General features: G+C 65.8%; 18 protein-coding genes. 11 read left to right on the forward strand and 7 right to left on the reverse strand.

Annotated features, from left to right (window positions below):
• Window positions 1-116: 116 nt before the first annotated feature.
• The 8 genes from hemA (at window position 117) to ACP7D4_RS02825 (ending at window position 9,210) form a co-directional block, all read left to right on the forward strand.
• Window positions 117-1,391 (forward strand): glutamyl-tRNA reductase, encoded by a 1,275-nt coding sequence (gene hemA / locus ACP7D4_RS02790; protein ID WP_426106550.1) that lies wholly within the window; start codon window positions 117-119, stop codon window positions 1,389-1,391.
• A gap of 82 nt (window positions 1,392-1,473) precedes the next feature.
• On the forward strand, window positions 1,474-2,550 hold the full coding sequence (gene prfA / locus ACP7D4_RS02795; protein WP_426207710.1) for a peptide chain release factor 1: 1,077 nt from the start codon (window positions 1,474-1,476) through the stop codon (window positions 2,548-2,550).
• Window positions 2,551-2,811: 261 nt separating this feature from the next.
• Window positions 2,812-3,282, forward strand: coding sequence for a disulfide bond formation protein B (locus tag ACP7D4_RS02800; protein ID WP_426106547.1), 471 nt, complete (start codon window positions 2,812-2,814; stop codon window positions 3,280-3,282).
• A complete protein-coding gene (gene prmC / locus ACP7D4_RS02805; protein WP_426207711.1) occupies window positions 3,279-4,097 on the forward strand; it encodes a peptide chain release factor N(5)-glutamine methyltransferase in 819 nt (272 codons plus the stop codon). The genes ACP7D4_RS02800 and prmC overlap by 4 nt, the downstream gene beginning before the upstream one ends.
• A gap of 64 nt (window positions 4,098-4,161) precedes the next feature.
• Complete coding sequence (locus tag ACP7D4_RS02810) at window positions 4,162-5,931, forward strand: DUF885 domain-containing protein (protein WP_426207712.1); 1,770 nt, start codon at window positions 4,162-4,164, stop codon at window positions 5,929-5,931.
• A 153-nt stretch (window positions 5,932-6,084) separates the two neighbouring features.
• Window positions 6,085-7,677: a glutamate--cysteine ligase gene (gshA, locus tag ACP7D4_RS02815; protein ID WP_426207713.1), complete on the forward strand. Its 1,593-nt coding sequence runs from the start codon at window positions 6,085-6,087 to the stop codon at window positions 7,675-7,677.
• A gap of 25 nt (window positions 7,678-7,702) precedes the next feature.
• Window positions 7,703-8,746, forward strand: coding sequence for a histone deacetylase family protein (locus ACP7D4_RS02820; RefSeq protein WP_426207714.1), 1,044 nt, complete (start codon window positions 7,703-7,705; stop codon window positions 8,744-8,746).
• Between the two features lie 11 nt (window positions 8,747-8,757).
• Window positions 8,758-9,210, forward strand: coding sequence for a GNAT family N-acetyltransferase (locus ACP7D4_RS02825; protein WP_426207715.1), 453 nt, complete (start codon window positions 8,758-8,760; stop codon window positions 9,208-9,210).
• A gap of 21 nt (window positions 9,211-9,231) precedes the next feature.
• Here the strand turns inward: ACP7D4_RS02825 and ACP7D4_RS02830 are convergent, their stop codons facing one another.
• The 7 genes from ACP7D4_RS02830 to ACP7D4_RS02860 form a co-directional block, all read right to left on the reverse strand.
• Entirely contained in the window at window positions 9,232-10,428 is a 1,197-nt protein-coding gene (locus tag ACP7D4_RS02830; RefSeq protein ID WP_426207716.1) for a hypothetical protein, read from the reverse strand.
• Between the two features lie 26 nt (window positions 10,429-10,454).
• Complete coding sequence (locus ACP7D4_RS02835; RefSeq protein WP_426207717.1) at window positions 10,455-12,107, reverse strand: MBOAT family O-acyltransferase; 1,653 nt, start codon at window positions 12,105-12,107, stop codon at window positions 10,455-10,457.
• A 20-nt stretch (window positions 12,108-12,127) separates the two neighbouring features.
• On the reverse strand, window positions 12,128-14,029 hold the full coding sequence (locus tag ACP7D4_RS02840) for an HAD-IIIC family phosphatase (RefSeq protein WP_426207718.1): 1,902 nt from the start codon (window positions 14,027-14,029) through the stop codon (window positions 12,128-12,130).
• Window positions 14,030-14,092: 63 nt separating this feature from the next.
• On the reverse strand, window positions 14,093-14,344 hold the full coding sequence (locus ACP7D4_RS02845; RefSeq protein WP_426106536.1) for an acyl carrier protein: 252 nt from the start codon (window positions 14,342-14,344) through the stop codon (window positions 14,093-14,095).
• A gap of 129 nt (window positions 14,345-14,473) precedes the next feature.
• A complete protein-coding gene (locus tag ACP7D4_RS02850; protein ID WP_426207719.1) occupies window positions 14,474-15,526 on the reverse strand; it encodes a PEP-CTERM sorting domain-containing protein in 1,053 nt (350 codons plus the stop codon).
• An 85-nt stretch (window positions 15,527-15,611) separates the two neighbouring features.
• Entirely contained in the window at window positions 15,612-16,874 is a 1,263-nt protein-coding gene (locus ACP7D4_RS02855; RefSeq protein ID WP_426207720.1) for a sensor histidine kinase, read from the reverse strand.
• On the reverse strand, window positions 16,864-18,219 hold the full coding sequence (locus ACP7D4_RS02860) for a sigma-54-dependent transcriptional regulator (RefSeq protein ID WP_426207721.1): 1,356 nt from the start codon (window positions 18,217-18,219) through the stop codon (window positions 16,864-16,866). Before ACP7D4_RS02860 ends, ACP7D4_RS02855 begins: the two co-directional genes overlap by 11 nt.
• Before the next feature lie 177 nt (window positions 18,220-18,396).
• Here ACP7D4_RS02860 and ACP7D4_RS02865 point away from each other — a divergent pair, with 177 nt between their 5' ends.
• Genes ACP7D4_RS02865 through ACP7D4_RS02875 form a run of 3 tightly spaced genes read left to right on the forward strand, consistent with a single transcriptional unit; the run spans window position 18,397 to window position 22,828 of the window.
• Window positions 18,397-19,686, forward strand: a complete 1,290-nt coding sequence (locus ACP7D4_RS02865) for an efflux RND transporter periplasmic adaptor subunit (RefSeq protein ID WP_426207722.1) — start codon at window positions 18,397-18,399, stop codon at window positions 19,684-19,686.
• A gap of 17 nt (window positions 19,687-19,703) precedes the next feature.
• On the forward strand, window positions 19,704-20,384 hold the full coding sequence (locus ACP7D4_RS02870; RefSeq protein ID WP_426207723.1) for an ABC transporter ATP-binding protein: 681 nt from the start codon (window positions 19,704-19,706) through the stop codon (window positions 20,382-20,384).
• Between the two features lie 11 nt (window positions 20,385-20,395).
• Window positions 20,396-22,828 (forward strand): ABC transporter permease, encoded by a 2,433-nt coding sequence (locus ACP7D4_RS02875; RefSeq protein WP_426207724.1) that lies wholly within the window; start codon window positions 20,396-20,398, stop codon window positions 22,826-22,828.
• Window positions 22,829-22,933 lie beyond the last annotated feature (105 nt).

The raw sequence follows: 22,933 nt of genomic DNA on the forward strand, positions 1-22,933 counted from the left end.
TGGAAGGCGCGGTGACGATGCTCGAAGTTGCCCCACTGCACCAACATTCCCCATTTCCCCGAATAGCTTGACCTATCACGGTATAATGTTGCCACCCATCCGTACACTGAATAGCCATGCAACTGCTCGCCGTCGGCCTCAATCACACCACCGCACCGGTCTCGCTTCGCGAGCAACTGGCGTTCGGTCCTGACCAGCTCGGTCAGGCGGTACGGGCTGCGCGTGGCTGGTTTGCCGGCATCGATCCGCGCGGCAGCGATGAAGCGGCGATTTTGTCGACCTGCAACCGTACCGAAATGTACGCCGCCAGCCTGATCGACAACCCGATCGACGCCTCGGCCCATTTCCTGGCCGACTACCACAAGCTCAATTACGCCGAACTGCGTCCCCACCTGTACATGCTGCCCCAGGGCGAAGCGGTGCGCCATGCCTTTCGCGTCGCGTCCGGGCTCGATTCCATGGTCATGGGCGAAACCCAGATCCTCGGGCAAATGAAAGACGCCGTGCGCGTGGCCGACGAAGCCGGCGGCATGGGCACCTATTTGCACCAGCTGTTCCAGCGCACCTTTTCAGTGGCCAAGGAAGTGCGCAGCACCACCGAAATCGGCGCCCACAGCGTCTCGATGGCGGCCGCCGCAGTGCGCTTGTCGCAACGCATCTTCGACAAGATCTCGGAGCAGCACGTGCTGTTCATCGGCGCCGGCGAAATGATCGAACTGTGCGCCACCCATTTTGCCGCGCAAAACCCGAAAAGCATCACCATCGCCAACCGCACCATGGAACGCGGCGAAGCGCTCGCGCACCGCTTCAACGGCCGGGCGATCCGCCTGGCCGCGCTGCCGGACCAGCTGGCGCAGTTCGACATCGTCATCTCGTGCACCGCCTCCACGTTGCCGCTCTTGGGCCTGGGGCTGGTCGAGCGCGCCATCAAGACGCGCCGCCACAAGCCGATGTTCATGGTCGATTTGGCCGTGCCGCGCGATATCGAATCTGAAGTTGGCCGCCTCGACGACGTGTTCCTGTACACCGTGGACGACCTGGGCAACGTGGTGCAAACCGGACTCGAAAGTCGCCAGGCCGCCGTGGCCCAGGCCGAAGCCATCATTGAAACGCGCGTCCAGTCCTTCATGCACTGGATTGATGATCGCGCCATGGTCCCCGTGATCCAGGACCTGCAGGAAAACAGCGAAGTGATGCGCCTGTTCGAACTGGAACGCGCCAAAAAAATGCTGGCGCGCGGCGACGACGTCGAAGCCGTGCTCGAAGCCCTCTCGCGCGGCCTGACCGCCAAGTTCCTGCACGGCCCGCAGCAAGCGCTGCACCGCGCCCAGGGCGACGAGCGCGCCCGCCTCGCGTCCTTGCTGCCGCAGCTGTTTCGCGGCCGCCGTTAGCGGCCCTTCCCCGTTTCAGAACGCCGCGCCGCCCGATTGCGGCTGCGGTTCGTCATCCCCGTCACCTATTTCAGAGCACCCTATGAAACCATCCATGCTGGCCAAGCTGGACCAACTGGCCAACCGACTCGTCGAACTGGACGAACTGCTCATGCACGAAGGCGCGACCTCGAACATGGACAGCTACCGCAAGATGACGCGCGAGCATGCCGAGATCGGCCCGCTGGTGGCCCTGTACCAGGACTTCGGACGGGCCCAGGCCGACATCGATGAAGCGCAGGAGATGCTGTCGGACCCGGACATGAAAGAGTTCGCGCAAGAAGAAATCGAAGGCGCCAAGGGCCGCGTGGCCCAGCTCGAAATCGACCTGCAAAAAATGCTGCTGCCAAAGGACGTCAACGACGAGCGCAACATCTTCCTGGAGATCCGCGCCGGCACCGGCGGCGACGAGTCGGCGCTGTTCGCCGGCGACCTGCTGCGCATGTACAGCCGCTTCGCCGAGCGCAATCGCTGGCAGGTGGAGATGGTCTCCGAATCAGCCTCGGACCTGGGCGGCTACCGCGAAGTGATCGTGCGCCTGGTGGGCAACGGCGTGTATTCGAAGCTCAAGTTCGAGTCGGGCGGGCACCGCGTGCAGCGCGTGCCGGCCACTGAAACACAGGGGCGCATTCATACGTCGGCGTGCACGGTGGCGGTGATGCCGGAAGCCGATGAAGTCGAGGACGTGAACATCAATCCGGCCGACCTGCGCATCGATACCTTCCGCGCGTCGGGCGCCGGTGGACAGCACATCAACAAGACCGATTCGGCGGTGCGCCTGACCCACCTGCCCACGGGGATCGTGGTTGAATGCCAGGATGACCGCAGCCAGCACAAGAACAAGGCGTCGGCGCTCAAGGTGCTGGCCGCGCGCATCAAGGACGTGCAGCTGCGCGAGCAGCAGTCGAAGGAAGCGGCCACGCGCAAAAGCCTGATCGGCTCGGGCGACCGCAGCGAGCGCATTCGCACCTATAACTTCCCGCAAGGGCGAATGACGGATCACCGCATCAACCTGACCTTGTACAAACTTGATTTCATCATGGATGGGGATTTGACGGAGCTGACCAATGCGTTGGCCGCGGAGCACCAGGCGGAGCTGCTGGCGGCGCTGGGCGATTGAGGACTCGGCGGCGCATGGCGCAATGCGCGCGACACTTGGGGTTGCACCCTACGGTCAAAGGTATCGGCGACGCACGGCGGAATGCGCTTCGCTTTTCCGCCCTACGGTTCGTGGCATCGGCGGCGCATTCCGCCAACCGTGCCCATACCGTAGGGCGGAAAAGCGAAGCGCATTCCGCCAAGCGCAGCCACTTAAGCCAGCAATAAGCCCGCATCAAGCCCGTACGAATACAATACCAAATCTGAACCCGGACGCGAAACCATGCCAAATAACCGCCAACTCCTGCTCACCATGGCCCTTGCCTGCTTCGCCCTGATCGGCGGCGCGCTCTACTTCCAGCACGTGAAGCTGATGCTGCCCTGCCCCCTGTGCGTGATCCAGCGCTACGCCTTCCTCTTCACGGGCGTCTTCGCGCTAACCGCCGCCTTCACCAGGAACGACAAACCCTGGCTCGTCCTGTCGCTGGCCAGCGCCATTGGCGGCGCCTACACCGTCGCCAAGCACCTCTACGTGCTGGCCAATCCCGGCTTCTCATGCGGCATCGACCCCACCACCACCTTCCTCAACAAGATCCCGACCGCCACCGCCATGCCCTGGCTGTTCCAGGCCGACGGCCTGTGCGAAGCAGCCGGCGACCTGATCGTGGGCTTGTCGCTCCCACAATGGTCGGCGGTGGCCTTCGCCCTGCTGGTCGCGGGCCTGCTGTTCACCCTGGTGCGCCGGCGCGCATGATCGCCGCCGGCGTCACCATCGGCTCTTTGCAAACGGCGCTGCCGCTCGGCGCGCTGGAAAACCGCATCCTGCTGTGCCACGCGCTTGGCATCACCCGCGTGGGCTTGATCACCCAGTCCGAAGGCACCCTGAGCGAAGCGGAAGCGGCCACCCTGTCAACGCTGGTCGAACGGCGCCTGCAGGGCGAGCCGATCGCTTACATCGTGGGCAAGCGTGAATTTTTCGGCCTCGATTTCCAGGTCACGAACGCGGTCCTGATCCCGCGTCCGGACACCGAACTGCTGGTCGAACTAGTCCTCGAACGCCTGCCACCACAGGGGCGCGCGCTCGACATGGGCACCGGCAGCGGCGCCATCGCGGTCGCCATCGCGCACACGCGGCGCGACGCCATCGTCAGCGCGCTCGACGTCAGCGCAGCGGCGCTTGACGTCGCCCGCGCCAACGCTGCGGTCCACGGCGCCGCCGTGCGCCTGCTGCAAAGCGACTGGTTCGCCGGCGTGCAAGGCGAAACGTTCGACCTGATCGCCTCCAATCCACCCTACATCGCCAGCGGCGACGTCCACCTGTCCAACGGCGACCTGCGCTTCGAGCCGCTGGGCGCGCTCACCGACCGCGCCGACGGCCTGTCGGCGCTGCGCATCATCGCCGCCGGCGCCGCCGCCCACCTGGCGCCGCAAGGCTGGTTGCTGATGGAACATGGCTACGACCAGGCTGCGCAAGTGCGCCACTTGTTGCAGGAGCATGGCTACAGCGACGTGCAAAGCTGGCGCGATCTGGCCGGCATCGAACGCGCCAGCGGCGGCCGCGCTCCTTGAGCGAAGCGGGCGGCCCGCGCGCGCCGCTTTTGCTAAAATGGCTACCCAGCCCCGGAGCCTGCACATGCGCCTACTGTTCGCCCTACCTGTCGTGTTGCTCGTGCCCCTGCTGGCACTAGCGGGCAACGAGGCCGACCAGCAGGCCAAGTCGCTGTTCGATGCCGACTGGCAGTGGCGCATGCAAAACCAGCCCGAATACGCCACCACCGTGGGCGACTACCGCTACAACGCCTTCCTGACCGACACCACGCTGGCGGCCAGCCGCGCCGCCATCGCCTGGCAGCGCAAGATGCTCGAGCAAGCCCGCCTGTTCGAGCGCGACAAGCTGGCCCCCCAAACCGCCCTCTCGCTCACGCTGTTCATCTACGAAAAAGAGCAGTTGCTGCGCGCGGCCTCGTTTGCGCCCTTCATGACCGAGCCACTGAGCAACCAGCAGGGCATCCACGTCAATTTCGCGCAAACGGTCGCGCAGATGCCGTTCGCCACCGAAACCGACTACCGCAACTACCTGGGCCGACTCGACGCCCTGCCCGCCCATATCGCCGGCCTCACCGAGCAGCTGCGCGAAGGCATGCGCACCGGCTGGGTCGCGCCCAAGGCGACCGTGCGCAACGTGCCCGCCACGCTCAAGCTGCTGCGCGAAACGGCCGTCAGCGGCGCGCTTGGCCAACCGTTTCGCCAGATCCCGGCCACCATCGACAAACCAGTGCGCGACGCGCTCGCCGCCAGCGGCCCGGCCACGCTGCGCACCAAGGTCATGCCGGCCTTGCGCGAACTCGAAGAATTCATGCGCACCGAGTACCTGCCGGCCGCGCGCGACACGATTGCCGCCAGCGCCTCGCCCGGCGGGCAGGATTATTATGCCTTCCTGGCCGCGCAGTACACGGGGGGCGAACTGACGCCGCTCGAGATCCACAAGCTCGGCCTGGCTGAAGTGGCACGCATCGAGGCCCTGATGCCGCCTGCAATCAGGCGCACCGGCTTCAAAGGTTCCTTCGCCGAATTTGCCGCCTTTGCCAGCACGGACGCTCGCCTGTTCGCCAGCTCCCCCGACGTGCTGCTCACGCGCTACCGGCGCCTGATGGTGCGCGCCGGCGATGCGCTGCCACGGCTGTTTTCCAGCGTCCCGGCGCAGGAACTGCTGGTCAAGCCGGCCAGCGCCTTTGGCGCGGCAGACATGGGCGCGGCGTGGTACGAGGCCGGCACCGCCGACCGCCCGGCCGCCTTTGTCGTGAACACGTCGCGCCTCGACACGCACCCGCTGTGGGAGATGGAAACGCTGACCCTGCACGAGGCGCTGCCCGGCCACCACATGCAGGTGGCGCGCGCGCGCGAGCTGGGCGATCTGCCCGCCTTCCGCCGCCTTGGCTGGAACGCCGCCTTTGGCGAAGGCTGGGCCATGTACGCCGAAACGCTCGGCCCCGAACTGGGTTTTTTCAAGGATCCCTTCTCCGCTTTCGGCCACCTGAACGCCGAACTGTTTCGCGCCGTGCGCATGGTGGTCGACACCGGCATCCATGCGCAGGGCTGGACGCGCCAGCAGGCGCTCGACTACATGGCCGCGCACACGGCCAACGCGGCCAGCGACAATGAGCTCGAGGTGGACCGCTACATCGCCTGGCCGGGCCAGGCGCTCGGCTACAAGGTCGGGCAGCTCAAGATCCGCGCCTTGCGCGACAAGGCCAAGGCGGCCTTGGGCGAGCGTTTCGACGTGCGCCGCTTTCACGGCGCCGTGCTGGATAATGGTCCGCTGCCCTTGCCGATTCTTGAACAGCAGGTCGACCAGTGGCTGGCGGCCGCCCTGCTCAAAAAACCGGCAGTGGCGATCAACTAGAAAACATCTCTCCCCGGCGCAGTTGCCGTTTTTCGGTTAATCTCGCAGCACACCTGTTGCAGCACACTGATTGCAGCACATTTTTTGCTACACCCTTATTGCAACACACTGTATTGCAGCACACCTATTTGGCAGTACTAGAAAGGATTCACCGTGTCGAACCAACTGACCCGCCGCCTGGCCTTGCTCGACGATGACGCACACCGCGCCCTGCTCGGCCAAGGCCTGCGCGGCATCGAACGCGAAACGCTGCGCGTGGACCGCCACGGCGCCCTGGCGCGCACGCCCCATCCGGCGCCGCTCGGCTCGGCGCTGACGCATCCGCAAATCACCACCGACTACGCCGAAGCCCTGCTCGAATTCATCACCCCGGCCGAAAACGATATCGGCCTCACGCTGCACAAGCTCGATGCGATCCACCGCTTCGCCTACGCGCGCATGAAAGACGAAATGCTGTGGAGCGAGTCGATGCCCTGCGAGCTGCCGTCCGAAGAAGAGATCGACATTGCCTGGTACGGCAGCTCCAACATCGGCATGCTCAAGCACGTGTACCGGCGCGGCCTGGCGCTACGCTACGGCAAAGCGATGCAGTGCATCGCCGGCATCCACTACAACTATTCGCTGCCCGAGAAAATGTGGCAGCTGTTCGCCGCCGACGAAGGCGTTTCCGAAGAACGGCGCCGCCCGCTGCGCGACTTCCAGTCCGAAAACTACATCGCCACCATCCGCAATTTTCGCCGCTACAGCTGGCTGCTGATGTACCTGTTCGGCGCTTCGCCCGCCCTGTCCACCGGCTTTTTGCGCGGGCGCGAACACAAGCTTGAAACGCTCTCCGCCGACACCTTGTACCTGCCGTACGCCACCAGCTTGCGCATGAGCGACCTGGGTTACCAGAACGATGCGCAGTCGGGCTTGACGCCCCACGAGAATTCGCTCGACAGTTATGTGAGCACGCTGATGGACGCGGTCAACCGGCCCTACCCGGCCTACGAGGCGCTCGGCACCAAGCGCGACGGCGAATGGATACAGCTCTCGACCAACGTGCTGCAGATCGAGAACGAATACTATTCGACCATCCGCCCCAAGCGCGTGATCCGTACCGGCGAGCGGCCGGTGCAGGCGCTGTGCCGGCGCGGCGTGCAGTACATCGAAGTGCGCTGCCTCGACGTCGACCCGTTCGAGCCGATCGGCATCAGTGTCGAAACCGGGCGCTTCATGGATGCCTTCCTGCTGTTTTGCGCGCTCGACGACAGCCCCGCGATCGACGCCGACGAAAGCCGCATCCACGCGCGCAATTTCTCGCGCACCGTCAAGGAAGGGCGCTGTCCGGGCCTGACGCTGACCAGGAGCGGCGAAGAAATCACGCTGCAGGCGTGGGCGGGCGAGCTGCTCGCGCGCATCGCGCCGGTGGCCGCCCTGCTCGACGAGCAGCACAACGAAGATGGCGTGCACGCCGCGTCGATGGCGGCGCAGGCAGCCAAGATCGCCAATCCGGCGCTCACGCCGTCGGCGCGCGTGCTCGCTGAAGTGCGCGAACTCGGTTCCTCCGCCGCCTTCGGTTTGCGCCAGAGCGAACTGCATGCCGCCTACTTTCGCGAAAGCCCGCTCATGAGCGCCGAAGTAGCGATGTTCGACGAGATGGCCGCCGCTTCGCTAGCGGAACAGGCCGCCATCGAAAAAGCCCCCGGCGGCAGCTTTGACGACTTCGTGGGCGCCTACAACACCAGCACGCTGTGCTGCGAGTGATGCGCGCTACACATTAAGGACGGCCGTGCTCACCTTTTACAACGAACACCACGGCCAGCACCGCGGCCAGTACGAGATGTTTCGCGGCGAACAGGTGCCGTGCTTCGAAAAGCCGGAACGGGCCGACATGGTGCTGGCCGAATTCGAGCGCCGCGGCCTAGGCCAGGTCGTCACGCCGCACGGCGCTTCGCTGGCCTCGCTCGAACGCATCCACACGCCGCGCTACCTGCATTTTTTGCGCAGCGCGTGGAGCCAATGGTGCGCGCTCGAGCTGGCCAATGCACAGCGCGATGTGTTCCCGTCGGTATGGCCGATCCGCGGCCACCGGCACGATATCGAGCCTGACAATTTTGCCGCACGCATGGGACTGTACTCGATGGATTCGGGCACGCCGCTCACCGCCGGCACCTGGATCGCCGCCAAGACCGGCGCCGACTGCGCCATCAATGCCGCGCATGCGCTCAACCTCGGGCAGCGCAGCACCTTTGCGCTCACGCGCCCGCCCGGGCACCACGCCGGGGCCGATTTTTTCGGCGGCTACTGCTTTCTGAACAACGCCGCGCTGGCGGCGCAGCACTTGCTTGACGACGGCGCAAAAAAGGTCGCCATCCTCGACATCGACTACCATCACGGCAACGGCACCCAGTCCATCTTTTATCAGCGCGACGACGTGCTGTTCATCTCGATCCACGCCGACCCGCGCAGCGAGTATCCGTTTTACCTTGGCCACGCCGACGAAACCGGCGCTGGCGCCGGCCTTGGCTACAACATGAACCTGCCGCTGCCGCATGGCGCCAGCACGGCGCAGTGGTTCGCGGCGCTCGAGACGGCCTGCATCAAGCTGGGGAGCTTTGCGCCGGACGCGCTGGTGGTCTCGCTCGGGGTCGATACCTTCGCCGGCGATCCGCTGTCAAAATTCACACTGCAAAGCGCGGATTTCTTGCGCATTGGCGAACGCATCGCGTACCTTGGCCTGCCAACGGCTTTTGTGCTCGAAGGCGGTTACGCGGTCGCGGAAATCGGCATCAATGTCGTCAATGTGCTCGAAGGTTTCGAGACTGCGGTATGAAGGAAAGCAGCATGACCGAATGGCAGTGGAGTGCCTTTGCCGACTTGCCGGCGGCAGCCTTGTACGAGGTGCTGCAAACGCGGCAGGACGTGTTCATCCTGGAGCAAGCTTGCCTGTATCCGGACCTGGACGGCCTGGACCAGGACGCCCATCACCTGCTCGGCTGGCGCGTCATCGACGGCAAGCGCGTTCTGGCGGCCTACCTGCGCGTGCTCGCGCCGGGCGCCAAGTATGTCGAAATGTCGCTGGGACGGGTGCTGACGGCGCCGCTGGCGCGCGGCACGGGGATCGGGCGCGAGCTGCTCGCGCAAGGCATAGCCCTCGCCGAGCGCCAGCATCCCGGGCACCGGATCCGGATCGGCGCCCAGCGCTACCTTGAAAAGTTTTATGCGCAGTATGGCTTCGTGACGTTTTCAGAGCCGTATGACGAGGATGGCATCATCCACGTCGACATGCTGCGCTAGTGTCTGTTTTTTCAGTGCGCGTCATGTGCCCGCAGGGGCCGCAAGCTTCTGGTTTTCGCGCACCTGAAGCAGGCGCTGCTCCAGGTTGGCCGGCGTGAGCACCACGCCAAAGTCGGGCGAGCCGGGCGCCGCCAGCATGCGTCCGGTCATCAGGTCCCCGAGCGCGCTCGTGTAATGCACCGGATCCCAAAACCAGGCCAGGCGCGTTTTGCGGTCGCCGTCAGCGGGAATCGGTTCGCGCGCGTATTGCTCGTAGCCGCCAAAATCCCATAACGTCACCTCTGTGTCGGCGCTGCGTTCAGCGTCCACCAGCAGCGTCAGATCGCGTTTCCACCGTTCATAGTCAGGCCAATAACCCATTTGCGTGAGCAGGTTCAGGCGCGAGGCGTGCGCCGGCTGGATTGCCAGCATCACCGTGATGTGGTGCTGTTTGGCGAATGCGAGCAAGTCGCGCACGGTTTGCAGCTCACGAATCGGCCCCCCGGCCACGTCGCTGAGCACTTGGTGCGGGGTTGAAAATTGCGTCGTAGTCGCGGCGTTTTTTTGCGCAAACAGCGCGGCGACGCCGTCGGCGGCGGTAGTGTCCCGGAAGCCGGCCTCCGAAAAATGGCCGTCCGGCGCCATGTCGGTGCCGCCCGCCAGGCGATTGGCGGCGATGGTGGCGACGCTGTCGGCGATCGCGTCAAGCGAGAGGGCCGCGGCGCCAAAGTCCTTGAGGCGACGCACGGCCCGTTCGGGGTTGGCGCTGCCGTCGTCCTGGACCAGGAGGCGCTGCTCCACCTCGCCGCGCACCGCGACCGGGTGCGCCACACCGGGGGCGGGCGGCTTGTACAGAAACGCTTCAAAGTCCAGGCCCACCACCACGGTACGGGGCGCCTCAGCCACCGGCCGCGCCGCAACCAGGTGGCGCAGGTACAGCAGGCCGCTGCGCAAGCCGCTGCCCGCCAGACTGAGGTTGTACACGGGCCGATACTGGCTTGACCACACCGCGTGTTGCGGCGCCAGGCCAATGTCGGTGCGCGAGCTGCCCAAGATCACGGTGCGCGCCAGCTTGCGCGGTGCATCGTAGGCTTTCATCAGCCGTTCGTGCGTGTCGACCGCAGGCTTGACCTGGTTAAAGCCTGGTTTGCGCGGCATGCCGAAAAACAGGTAGGGATCGACCGCCATGTTAAAGCCGGCGACCAGCGCCGCAATGCCCATTGCAAAGACAAGGATCAAGATGCTAAAACGGCTAGGGCGCATGTTCAGAACTGCCAATATAAAAACTCGCTCACGCGATTGAGACCGAGAACGCCAAAGACCAGCAGCATGGCGCTGGTGAAGGCCCAACGTTTGTTCCATTGCACCTTGAAGTCCAAGGCGCGGGCCACAGGCCCAGGCACAGGGACAGCTTTTTCGGGCGCCGGGCCAAAATACAAGGCGCTCTCATGCTGACGCCACACTTCCAGCGAATTGGGCAGGAACATCACGATGGCAAACAGGGTGACCAGCCACAGGCAGGCATACATGAAGGTATTGCCTGAGCTTGGATCGCCCGCGATGCCAACAGTGCTGAGCATGTGTCCCACGGAACCGGCCCGGTTCAGGATGGACTGGGGGATGGAAATGCCATGCAAGCCGGCCATGCCGCCGATCAGGCCCATTGCAGCGGCAACCGTCTTGGCCCGAAAGAACGCCATTGCCGCCAGCACCGACACGAACGTGAGAAACCAGCCGAGCGGCTTCATGATCCGGTCGTAGGCGGCGCCATTCCATCTTGGCCGCCACTGGCGCCATGCATGGTTGATGACCAAATACGCGCCGTGCAGCAAGCCCCACACCAGGAAGGTGGCGCCGGCGCCGTGCCAGAAGCCGGACAGGAACATGGTCAGGACGGTGGGCCCGGCGATCAGCGCGACGAAGGCACTCACCGTCGGTTTCTTGCGTCCCAACACCGGTTTGCCGGAGCGCATCCGGCTGCGCGTCAACTGCATCACGACCGGGGTGTAGACGTAGGCCGTAAGAAAACGCGTCAGCGTCACGTGCCAGCGGCTCCAAAATTCGATGATGCTCGACGACTTGAGCGGCGAATTGAAATTGAAGGGCAGGCGGATGCCAAACAGGCGCGCCAGGCCGATCGCCATGTCCGAATAACCGGAAAAGTCGAAATAAATCTGAAACGTATAGGCCATCACGCCCATCCACGCAGCCAGAAAGCTGATGGGCTCGCCGCGCAGCGCGGCGTCGAACGTGGGCGTTGCATAGGCCGCCACCCCGTCCGCCAGCACCACCTTTTTGAACAGGCCCATGGCAAACAGGCCCGCGCCGACGGCGACGTCATGCGGGTCGATGCGCGACTTGATATTCTCGAACTGCGGCATCATTTCGCGGTAGTGCACGATGGGACCGGCAATTAGTTGCGGAAAGAAAAATACGAAGACCAGAAAGTCGAACAGGTCGAACTTTTCAATCACGCCGGCGCGCGTGTCGACCAGGAAGGCAATTTTTTGAAACGTAATGAAAGAAATTCCGAGCGGCAAAATCACGGCTGCCAGCACCAATTGCGTGCCGACCAGTTCATTCAAGGAATCGAAAAAGAAATTCTTGTATTTGAAATAGCCGAGAAAGCAGAGATTGAACACCAGTCCGGCAATCACCAGCGCATTGGCCAGCCGGTCGCCCGCTTCGGTATTGCGGCGCATGGCGTGCTGCATCCACCGCGCCACCACGTAGTTGAGCACGATCGAGGGCGCAATGATCAGCAGGCTGACCGGATTCCAGATGCCATAAAAAACAATGGACACCAGCACCAGCCACATGAGGCTGAGTTTTCGCGAGGACAGCAGGTTGACCGCCATGTAACCGAGGACGGCCACCGGCAAGAACGCGAAAATGAAAAGATACGAGTTAAAGAGCATGAAAGTGCGGGCCGCGCCCGTCAGTGCGCCAGCAAGGTGGGACCGAGGCGGATCTCGATGGGCGGCTGGAGTGGCTGGTAGGCGGCAAGTTCAAGCGCCCAGCGCGAACCCGTCTCGTTACTGTCGGCCAGCGTGAAGCCGAGGCGCTGATAGTGCTCGCTGACCATCTGATTGCGTTCGGTTTTCGCGTAGATGCCGATCAAGCGCTGCACCCCGCGCGCCTGCGCAAGACCGGCCAGCGTGTCGAGCACGGCGTGTTCGACGCGCCGATTGAGCACCCGGCAGCTCATCAGCCAGGTGTCGATGTTCCAGTCATTGCCCTGGCAGCTGCAGATCACGATGCCGATCATGCCGTTGTCGCCGAACCGGTCGCGCAGCCGCACTTGCAGGCCAAGGCGGGCAGGATCGTCCTGGATCAGGGCCACATCGGCCTCGCTGTGGCGCACCGTGGTCAGGTTGAACTGGTTGGTCTTGTTGATCAGTTGCGCGATGCGGGCGCGGCCCACGTCGTCAAAGGCAGAAATCTCGGCCACCATTTCCAGCGAGCCCAGGTAGTCTTCCAGATTGCTGGCGTCGCCCAGTACGGCGCGGCGCACGGCGTTCGCCTCGTACTGTTTGGCGCGTTCGCTGTCCTCGGCGGTGAACTGGACGGTTTCAAAGTAACCGGCCGCCATCAAAATGCTGGCAAAGGCCTCGGGCTGTTCAGGCACTTCCGGTACCGCGACCATCGGCAGGGCCAGCCTGACCTGCTGGCGCTCGGCCGGATTGTCATCCAGGAAAACCAGCGCGTCCAAGCCAATATTCAAGGCCTCGGCGATGGCGCGCAGGTTGCTTGCCTTGTCTTGCCAGTTGGCCTGGAAGACGGCGATATGCTCTTCGCGCAACAGCATGTCCGGGTGTTCCTTGAATACGCGGCGCGCGACCGCCTCATCGTTCTTGGACGACACCGCCAGCACGATGCCGCGCGCGCGCAGGGCCAGCGCGGCAGCCTGAACGGCCAGGTAAGCTTCGCCCACCGGGTTGCCCTGGCCGAGCACGATATTGGCCATGCCATCGTCGCCGATGACGCCGCCCCACAAAGTGTTGTCCAAGTCGAGCACCAGGCATTTCCTGGCCTTGCCGCGGGCCGCCATCAGCAGGCGGCACAAGTGATCGGCATACAGGGGCAGCACGTCGTGGGAAAAGGCGAACTTTCCGGTGTACCACAAGGCGCAGTCATGCCAGTGCGACAGTCCCACGGCGTTGGCCAGATGGGCGACGTCGAACAGCAAGGTGCCCGCGATCGGCGTTTCGCGCAGCATGGTGTTGATGCGCTCGATGAGCCACGCGGCGGTGCCGGGAACGCGCATCTCAAAACTGCCGAACAGCGTCTCGGGCAATGCCGGCAGCGTCTGCACGATGACGGTGGCGCCGCCGGCGCCGCGCAAACCTTCGACCAGTCCGGCGATCGTATCGAACGCGGCCTGAACAATGGCCTGGGCCTGTTCCGGCGCGCCTGGGCAAAGCAGCACGCCGAGCGCCCGGTGGTCCAGCGCGAGCAACACGAAGTCGTTGCCGCGCGCATTGATGACCGAGGCCGGGTCGACTGCGTCCTGCACGTAGCTGCCGAAGTGGCCGGTTTGCACGTCGAGCCACAGGTCGTGGCGTGGGGCGGTGGCGCGCAGCGCCGGCGGCAACAGGTCGACCGTGGCATTCGACAGGATTGCCAGCTTTATCCACGGCAGAGTTGGCGCATCGTCAGGCTGGGGAATGGCGCGCGCCAGGCTGTTTAATTGCGTCAGGTTCAGGCGCGCGGTGGCCAGGCGCCGCAGAGCGTTGGCATCGGCGTTGGCATCGGCCCCCGATGCAGCGCGCAGCGCCTGGACATCGCTGCGAAAAGAGGTGGATGGCGCAGCCAGCCAGGGAAGGTCGATCAGATTCATGTCGTGGGAAACTCTTGGCTAGCGCCGCACAAGGACGCGTGGGTTCCGCGGGCAGGATGCAGCCTAGCGGGGGGCGTTTTTTTTCAAGATCAAGGCGGCAAGTTCGCCCAGGTTTTTGACGCCACCGATCTCGCTGGCGTTAAACCGCAGCTTGAATTCTTGCTCGATGGCGAGGAAAAAGCGGACATTGCCCATACTGTCCCACCCCTCCACCTGCGCGGCAGTCAGTTCAGGCGAGGCGACTATGGTGTCGTCATCGAATACGTCGCGCAAGATGTCGGTTAGTTGCGCGTAGAGAGCAGTATCGTTATTCATATGAGAAATAGCCTTCAGATGTGCATTTTTAGAGTTCCGATATTATGCTTAAATATTGGAATTTATGCAATTCCGCTCGCCTTCCCGCCGCCACCATTGTGGACGTTTGAGCAACCCAGTGGCCGGCGTTTAACGGACCCGGCGCCAACCCAGCATCCCCAGTCCGATCAGCAACAACACGAAGGTCCCGGGTTCGGGCACCGCCGCCGCGACATCGAGCAGCACGGCGCCGCACACGTCGCCGCGGCAGCCATAGGCCGCAATCTGACCGCTGTCGTTGATCCCGTTCGCCTGCAACAGCGTCCAGCCACCGGCCGGATCGATCAGCGCGTTCAAGTCCAGCATGGACACGCCATCCCACAGGTATGCGGCGGTATCGACGTCGCCGGCCAGTTGCGAATAGCCGACAATCTGCCCGCTGGCATTGATATCGTAGGCAAAACTTTCACCCCCGCCCAGCGTGCCCAGGTCGTGCAGCACGCCGCCCTGGTACAAAAAAGCGTGGAACCGTCCCTGCACCCAGCCCTGCCCGACGACCTGATCGAATTCATTGATGGCCGTCGCTTCGCTCAGGCTGGCGTCCGGAAAGGCGCCCAGGTCTTGCATCACGCCGTCCGCGTACAAAAACGCGTGCGCGTGAAAGGGCGCGTCGTCCAATGCCGAAAAACCGACCACGTGGCCGGCACTGTTGACCGCGTTGGCGCCCGCGAAGCCGCCGCCCAGGTCGCCAATATCGGTCGTCACGCCGCCGATGGTCGAAAACGCGCCGCTCTCCTGCGCGAAATACTGCCCCACGACCTGCCCATTGCTACTGATCCCCATCGCGTAACTGCCGCGCGCGCCGAAGATGTCGAGCGCCGTTGTCACGCCGCCGCTGTAGCGAAACGCCTGCACATCGCCATTGGCCCGGTCGCCATAGCCGGTCACGACGCCGCTGTCATTGATGGCCGTGGCCCGGCCAAAAGTCCCGCCCATATTGCCCAGTGTGACTAGGGTGCCGCCGGACCACAGGAAGCCGTCGCTGCCAAGCGCGCCGACCACCTGGCCGCGGTTGTTCATGCCGAGCGGGGTGGTGCCCTCGGGCAGAGCGGTCACGGTATAGCGCGGCGCGGCGGCGGCGGGCAGCGCGGCGGCGAGCATGGGCGCCAGCAACAGCGCCAGCATAGTGTTTTTCGAAAGCATGGTCTGGTCCTTTGTCCCGTGGAGCATAAAGGATGTGCCATTCACCGCGCCGGCTTCTGCGCAAGATCAGCCGACGGCAACGTTGTCAAAATGTGATCACAAAGCGCGCGCCGGGGCCGATGGATTTGGCGTACCGCACGGTACCGCCATTACAATGAATCAACTGCCGCACCATCGCCAGGCCGATGCCGCCGCCCTGCTTTTTGGTCGTAAAAAAGGGCGTGAAAATATGCGCGATCAGCGCGTCCGGCACGCCCGGACCGTTGTCCACCACGTCGATGCGCAAGCGCGCGCCGCGGCCCAGGCGGGCGCTCACGTTCACGTGCGCCCCCGCTACCTGGGCCGTGGCCTCAAAGGCATTGCCAAGCAGGTTGATGAGCGCCTGTTCGAGCTGGCCGGCGTCCACCATCAGCACCAACGACGCCGGCTCGACCGAGAAGCTGGCGCTGCCGCCGCGCGCGCGCCAGGCGGGAGCCACCAGGATCGCCACCCGTTCGAACAGTTCGCTCAAGGCCAGCAGCTCGGCGCGCGCCGGCGGCACGTTCGACAGGCTGCGGTAACTGCCCACGAACTCGACCAGGCTGCCGGCGCGCCGGCTGATCGCGTCCAGCGCCACCGCCAGGTCGGTGTTGACGTCGGCCGGCAAGTGCTCGCGCAAGTCGTCCAGCAAATCGTAGGCGGTGCGCGAGAGCGAGGCCACGGGCGTGAGCGAATTCATGATTTCATGGGTCAGCACATGCACCAGCTGGCGCCACGCGTTCAGCGCCTCGGCTTCGAGCTCGCTCTCGACCGGCATCAGCGCGACCAGGCGCTGGGCGCTGCCGCGCACCGACAGCGCCGACACGGCCACCAGCGCGCGCTCGACGCCGCGCTCGGTGTCAAAGCCGATCATGCTGCGCCGGTCAACCGGTTGCGCGATCAGCTGGCGGTACAAGTCGTCCGGGTCGGTGGCGCGCCCGGGCGCAACCAGCCGGCGCGCATTGGCGTTGAGCGCGCAGACGAGCGCCGTCGCGCCTGGCGCCAGGTCAATCCGGAACAGGGCAATCGGGGCGTGCTCCAGGCGCGCTTCGAGCGCGAGTGCATTGTCGAGCAGGGTTTGCTGCTCGAGCGCCAGCGCCGGCGATTTGCCGGCCGCGGGGCGAGCGCCGCGCGCGCCCAGCGCGGCCACCGCGCGCCAGGCCACCAGCGCCAGCGCCACGGCGGCCAGCATGCACAGCACCGCCAGCCGTGGCGAGTCGCGCAGCGCGCCGGCGCCGGCGGCCAGCGCCAGCGTGCCGGCCATCGCCAGCAGCGCCAGCAGCACCAGCAGCAGCAGCGAGGGCGCCCTGAAGCCCCGCTCAGATGCCATGCTTGCCCAGCTTGCGGTACAGCGCCGCGCGGCTTACGCCCAGCATGCGCGCGGCCTGGCTGATGTTGCCGCAGCTTTGCGCGAGCGCTGCGGCAATCGTGTCGCGTTCCAGCGCGCCGAGCTTGAAGTCGTCCGCGCTTGCCGGCCGGCGCCCGCAGCCGGGCGCAGCGACGGGCGGCGCCGCGGCCAGGCCAAAATCGGCAAACACGTAGCCGGCGCCGGCGCCAAGAATCACCGCGCGCTCGCAGGCGTGGCGCAGTGCGCGCACATTGCCCGGCCACGCGTAGGCGCACAGCTGTTCGAGCACGCCCGCTTCCAACACGCGCGCGGCGCGCTCATACTGGCCTTCGTAGGCGGCCAGGTAGTGGCGCAGCAGCGCGGGAATGTCGTCGCGCCGTTCGCGCAGCGGCGGCACCCGGATCACAATGGTATTCAAGCGAAACAGCAAGTCGGGACGGAACACGGCCGGGTCGAACAGGCGTGCTTCGTCAAGGTTGGTGGCGCTGATCACGCGCACGTCGACCGCTTCGGCGCGGTCGGCCCCGACCGGCGTGACCGCGCGCCGCTCCAGCGCCGTGAGCAGCTTGGCCTGGCCGGCCAGCGGCATGTTGCCAATCTCGTCGAGGAACAGCGAACCGCCGCGCGCGGCCTGGAAGCGCCCGGCGCGGTCGGCCCGGGCGTCGGTGAAGGCGCCCTTGCGGTGGCCGAACAACTCGCTCTCGAAGGTCGATTCGGGCAGTGCGCCCATGTCCACTGCCATGAAGGTGGCGCCGGCCCGGCGCGACGCCTGGTGGATGGCGTGCGCGACGAGCTCCTTGCCGACGCCGTTTTCGCCCAGGATCATGACGTTCGCTTCGGTCGGCCCCACGCTCGCCACCATCGCCTTGACAGCGCGCATGGCGGCCGATTCGCCCATCAAGGGCGCAGTGGCGCCGGACGGGCGCGCCGCGCTGCGCCTTGCCAGCGCGCTGTCGACGGCGGCCGCCAGGCGCGCGTTGTCCCACGGTTTGGTAATGAAATCGCTGGCGCCGCGCTGAAGCGCAATCACTGCCAGTGGAATGTCGGCATAGGCCGTCAACGCAATGACCGCCGGCGCATTGGCTTGCGCGCGCAGCAGGTCGAGCGTGGCCAGGCCCTCGGCGCCGTCAATCCGCCCCGGCGTGAAGTTCAGGTCGAGCAGCACCACGTCGGGCATGCGCGCCGCCAGCAGCGCCGGCAGGCCGGCCGGGCCGTCCAGCGTGGCGACGGTGCCGTGCCGCCGGCGCAGCAGCATCTGCGCGGCGCAGGCAACGTCGGCGTCGTCGTCGAGGATCAGGATGTAGGCGGCGTCGGCCATCGCAGGCATGGGTTAGAGAAGCGGGATTGCGCCGGTATTCTAGCAGCAGCGGCCGGCGCCGCGACCGGCAAGATGGGACTGTCCGCTTGTGAACAAGTGCACCTGTTCACAAGCGGACAGTTGTGCCTGAAAACGCACCCAAGCCCTTGAATTTTGCCATGGCACGGCCCTTGCAATGCCAGCGGCATGGACAGACTACCCCCACAACACGCCAACAGCGGCGCCGCCATGGACCGGAACATCCCGCGCCGGCGCGGCAAGCGCTACGCCGTCATCGGCAGCGCCATCGTTTCCGTGGCCATCGCCGGCGCCATCTTGTGGAGCCTGCTGCCGCGCGGCCTGCAAGTGGCCGGCCAGGATGCGCGTATCGCCGCCGTCGAAAAAGGTGTGTTCCGCGACGATATCGTGGTGCGCGCGACCGCCGAGCCGCTTAATTCCGTGATCCTCGACTCGGTCGAATCGGGCCGGGTCGAGGAAGTCGTGGCCCGCGACGGCGCCATGGTCGCCAAGGGCGAACTGCTGTTTCGCCTGTCGAACCCGCAGCGCAACCTGGAGTTGCTGGCGCGCCAGGCCGAACACGCGCAGCAGATTTCCAACCTGTCGAACCTGCGCCTGGCCCAGGAAGCGAGCCAGAGCGAACACCGGCGCCGCCTGTCCGAGCTTGAATTCGCGCTGGCGCAGGGCGACAAGCAGCACGCGCGCAATCTCAAGCTTGCCGCCGATGGCTTCATTTCCAGCGTTGCGCTGGAAGAGTCGCACGACCGCGTGGCCCAGCAGCGCCATGCGGTGGCGCTTGAGCGCGAGGCCAGCAGCGCCGAAGTCAAGGTCAAGCGCGACGCGCTGGCGCAGCTTGAAAAAGCCACCCGGGAACTTAGTTCCGGGCTGGCGCTGGTGGGCGCCACCGTCGAAGCGCTGGCCGTGCGCGCACCCGGAGCCGGCATGCTCACCGGCTTTCGCCTGCAGGTCGGCCAGACCGTCCAGACCGACCAGCACATCGGCCGCATTGACGACCCGAATCGCTTCAAGCTGGCCGCGCAGGTGGACGAGTTTTACCTGAACCGGGTCGCTGTCGGACGCCAGGGCACGGTCAGGCAGGGCGACGCCACCTGGCCGGTCACGGTCAGCACCATCTACCCGCAGATCAAGGAAGGCCGCTTCACGGTGGAGATGGTGTTTGCCAAGGGCCAGCCGGGCGTGCTCAGTCCCGGCCAGAGCCTGGACGCGCAGATCACGCTGGGGGAACCGGCCGGCGCGCTGCTGCTGCTGCCCAACGGCGCCTTTGTCAACGACACCGGCGGCGCCTGGGTGTTTGTGCTGGCCGCCAATGGGCAGGACGCGCAGCGCCGCAACGTGCGCCTGGGCCGGCGCAGCAACAGCCAGATTGAAATTTTGTCGGGTCTCGCGCCCGGCGACCAGGTCATCGTGTCAAGCTACGCCGCCTACGGCAAGGCTGAACGCCTGCAACTTACCAAATAAACCAAAGGACCATCAGCATGCTCAAACTTGTAGGCGTTTCCAAAATCCACGTGGCAGGCGAAGTGCAGACCACGGCGCTCGACTGCATCGACCTCGAGATCGATGCCGGCGAATATGTCGCCATTACCGGGCCTTCCGGCTGCGGAAAATCGACCCTGCTCAGCCTGTTAGGCTTGCTGGATGTACCCAACAGCGGCGAATATTGGTTCGAAGGCCAGAACGTGGCCGGCTGGAGCGAAGCGAAACTGAACCTGCTGCGGCGCGGCCGCGTGGGCTTCATTTTCCAGAGCTTTAACCTGATCGAGGAACTGACCGTGTTCGAGAACGTTGAACTGGCGCTCGAATACACCGGCACCCCGGCCGCCGAACGGCGCGACCGCGTGCGCGCCATGCTGGAAAAACTCGGCATCGCGCACCGCGCCGAGCACCGCCCGTCGCAGCTGTCGGGCGGCCAGCAGCAGCGCGTGGCGATCGCGCGCGCGCTGGTGGCCGGTCCCGCCATGCTGCTGGCCGATGAACCGACCGGCAACCTGGACACCGCGCACGGCAACGAAGTCATGCGATTGCTGCGCACCATCAACGCCGAAGGCACCACCGTGGTGATGGTGACCCACTCGCCATCGCACGCGGCGCAAGCCTCGCGCACGCTGCACCTGCTCGACGGGCGCATCATAGTCGACGCGCTGCGCGCGGCGTAAAAAGGCGCGCCGTGACGCTGCATGATTTTAAAATTGGCTGGCGATTGCTGCTGGCCGAACCGGTCTACTCGGCCGTTGTGAGCGCGGGCCTGGCGGTCGGCTTTGCGGTCTGCTTCCTGCTGCTTGCCTACGTGCGTTACTGCTACTCCTACGACAGCGCGGTGCCCGACGCCGCCCAGGTGCACATCATGCAGCACCGTATCAATCTGTTCCCCACGCCCGTGTGGCGCGAGCCGATGCCGTTGCCGGCGGCCGCCAGCGCGCTGCGCAGCGGCATGACCAGCCAGGTCAGCGTCGCCGTGCCGCTCGACGTGGTGTTCGACGCATTGTTCGACAACTCGGCCAAAGGCGCGCGCAGGCAGCGCGGCGAAGCGATCCTGGTCGACGCGTCCTTTCCCGCCATGTTCGGCGTGGCCGCGCTCGAGGGCGACCTGGCCGCGGCGCTGGCGCGGCCGGACGCCGTCGCCCTCACCGTCGCGCAAGCGCAGGCCGTCCTTGGCAGCGCGGCTGGCGTGGTGGGCAAGGTCATCCGCATCAACGGCCTGCCCTATCGCGTGCTGGCGCTGTTGCCCGATCCCCCCTCCAACACCACCCTGCCCTACCGCACGCTGGCCGGCACCGCCAGCGCCTTGTGGCCACAAAAAAAGCGCGACGCCATGCTCCACGCCTGGACCGGCACCGGCGGCAAAATCTATGTGCGCCTGAGAGCGGGCAGCAGCGCCGCCGACCTGCAAGGCTTTCTACAGGGCGAATTCGACCGCTCTGCCTGGACCAGCATGGTCGGGCAAGATGAACTGAAACGCATGGGCCATGTGGCCGAGGTGCGCCTGCGCCCGGTGCGCGAGAGCTACTTCGACGCCGGCATGGCGCAAGGCAGGCTGGACGGACCGCATGGCGAGCGCCGTATCGTGCTGGCGCTGGGCGCGGTGGCGCTCCTGATCCTGGCGCTGGCAAGCGCCAACTACATCAACCTGGCCACGGTGCGCACGCTGCGGCGCGACCGCGAGATCGGCATGCGCAAAATGCTCGGCGCCGGCGCCTGGCGCCTGACCGGCTTGTTTTTGGCCGAATCGGTGGTGGTGGCGCTGCTCTCCGGCGCCCTCGGTCTGCTGCTGGCGTGGCTGCTGCTGCCGCTGTTTTCGGCACTGGTCGACCGCGACCTCGGCGGCGCCCTGGGCCTGGGCGCCTGCGCGGGGGCGCTGGCGCTGGCCCTGGGCATTGGCCTGGCCAGCGGCGCCTATCCCGCCTGCATTGCCCTGCGCCTGCGCCCGGTCGATGCGCTGGCCGGGCGCGGCAACGCCGAAAACCGGCGCGGCCTGTGGCTGCGCCGGTCGCTCAGCGTGCTGCAGTTTGGCGCCGCCATCGCCTTAAGCAGCAGTGCCGTGGCGATCGCGTGGCAAGCCTCGTTCGCCGCCGCCATGGATCCCGGTTTCGATCCGCTGCCGCTGCACGTGGCGCGCCTTCCCGACGACGCCACCGCCCCTCAGCGCCTGGCAATGCGCGAAGCGCTGGCGCGCCTGAGCGGCGTGGAGGGCGTGGCCGCAACGTCCTCGCCGATCGGCGCGACCGGCGTCATGAAGTGGGCCGGCGCCATCAAGGTGGGCGCAGGGCGCGAAGTGCCGATGCGCTTCCAGCCGGTCAGCACCGGCTTTTTCAAGGTGTTCGGCGTGAAGCCGCTGCACGGCCGGGTGTTCGATCCGGCCATCGACCAGCCGTCCGAACCCGGCACCGGGAACGTCGTCATCAGCCTCGCTGCGGTGCGCGCACTAGGCTTTGCATCGGCGCAGGAGGCGCTTGGCCAGGGCCTGGACGGGGGCAAGATGCGCATCATCGGCGTGGTGCCTGAAGTGCGCGACCAGACGCTGCGCGACGCGGCCGAGCCGATGATTTATCCGATGTCGCTGCCGGACGCCGAACAGGCGCTGACGATCCGCTCGCGCTTGAGCAGCGCGGCGCTGGCGGCGCTCATTGAGCCGCTGTGGCGGCGCCAGTTTCCAAACGAATTGTTCGCGCTGCGGCGCGCGGCCAGCTATTTCGAGGAAGGCTACGCCGACGACGTGCGCCTGGCCAAGCTGCTGGGCGCGGCCAGCGTGGTGGCGCTGCTGATCGCCGCGTTCGGGATCTACGTGCTGGCAGCTTACAGCGTGCAGCGACGCGCGCGCGAGATCGTGCTGCGCAAGCTGCATGGCGCCAGCCGCAGCGCCATTGCGCGCTTGCTGGGCAAGCAATATGCGGCGCTGATCGGCGCTGGGGCGCTGCTCGGTTTGCCGCTGGCCGCGGTGGTCATGCAGCGCTACCTGGCAGGCTTTGTCGAGCGCGCGCCAATGGGCTGGTGGCCGCTGGCCGGCGCGCTGGCGTTTGCCGCACTGGTGGCGCTGGCGGCCACCACGCGCCACACGCTGGCGGCGATGCGGATCGCCCCGGCGCTGGCGCTGCGTGCATAACCTATCGGATGAACTCGTTTTTCACGTCACGTTCGATCTGCCGGGACCTGGCCGCTTGGTCGCCAACCGTCGCGATCGCTGCCGAAAAGGTCCGGCGTCAATGAG

This window comes from Massilia sp. TWP1-3-3, assembly GCF_049897805.1.
Classification (GTDB): Bacteria; Pseudomonadota; Gammaproteobacteria; order Burkholderiales; family Burkholderiaceae_D; genus Telluria_A.

What these genes read in the sequence shown, in the direction of transcription:
- hemA (WP_426106550.1), top strand. Translation starts at nt 117, where the DNA reads ATGCAACTGCTCGCCGTCGGCCTCAATCACACCACCGCACCGGTCTCG.
- prfA (WP_426207710.1), top strand. Translation starts at nt 1,474, where the DNA reads ATGAAACCATCCATGCTGGCCAAGCTGGACCAACTGGCCAACCGACTC.
- ACP7D4_RS02800 (WP_426106547.1), top strand. Translation starts at nt 2,812, where the DNA reads ATGCCAAATAACCGCCAACTCCTGCTCACCATGGCCCTTGCCTGCTTC.
- prmC (WP_426207711.1), top strand. Translation starts at nt 3,279, where the DNA reads ATGATCGCCGCCGGCGTCACCATCGGCTCTTTGCAAACGGCGCTGCCG.
- ACP7D4_RS02810 (WP_426207712.1), top strand. Translation starts at nt 4,162, where the DNA reads ATGCGCCTACTGTTCGCCCTACCTGTCGTGTTGCTCGTGCCCCTGCTG.
- ACP7D4_RS02825 (WP_426207715.1), top strand. Translation starts at nt 8,758, where the DNA reads ATGACCGAATGGCAGTGGAGTGCCTTTGCCGACTTGCCGGCGGCAGCC.
- ACP7D4_RS02835 (WP_426207717.1), bottom strand. Translation starts at nt 12,107, where the DNA reads ATGCTCTTTAACTCGTATCTTTTCATTTTCGCGTTCTTGCCGGTGGCC.
- ACP7D4_RS02840 (WP_426207718.1), bottom strand. Translation starts at nt 14,029, where the DNA reads ATGAATCTGATCGACCTTCCCTGGCTGGCTGCGCCATCCACCTCTTTT.
- ACP7D4_RS02845 (WP_426106536.1), bottom strand. Translation starts at nt 14,344, where the DNA reads ATGAATAACGATACTGCTCTCTACGCGCAACTAACCGACATCTTGCGC.
- ACP7D4_RS02850 (WP_426207719.1), bottom strand. Translation starts at nt 15,526, where the DNA reads ATGCTTTCGAAAAACACTATGCTGGCGCTGTTGCTGGCGCCCATGCTC.
- ACP7D4_RS02855 (WP_426207720.1), bottom strand. Translation starts at nt 16,874, where the DNA reads ATGGCATCTGAGCGGGGCTTCAGGGCGCCCTCGCTGCTGCTGCTGGTG.
- ACP7D4_RS02860 (WP_426207721.1), bottom strand. Translation starts at nt 18,219, where the DNA reads ATGCCTGCGATGGCCGACGCCGCCTACATCCTGATCCTCGACGACGAC.
- ACP7D4_RS02865 (WP_426207722.1), top strand. Translation starts at nt 18,397, where the DNA reads ATGGACAGACTACCCCCACAACACGCCAACAGCGGCGCCGCCATGGAC.
- ACP7D4_RS02870 (WP_426207723.1), top strand. Translation starts at nt 19,704, where the DNA reads ATGCTCAAACTTGTAGGCGTTTCCAAAATCCACGTGGCAGGCGAAGTG.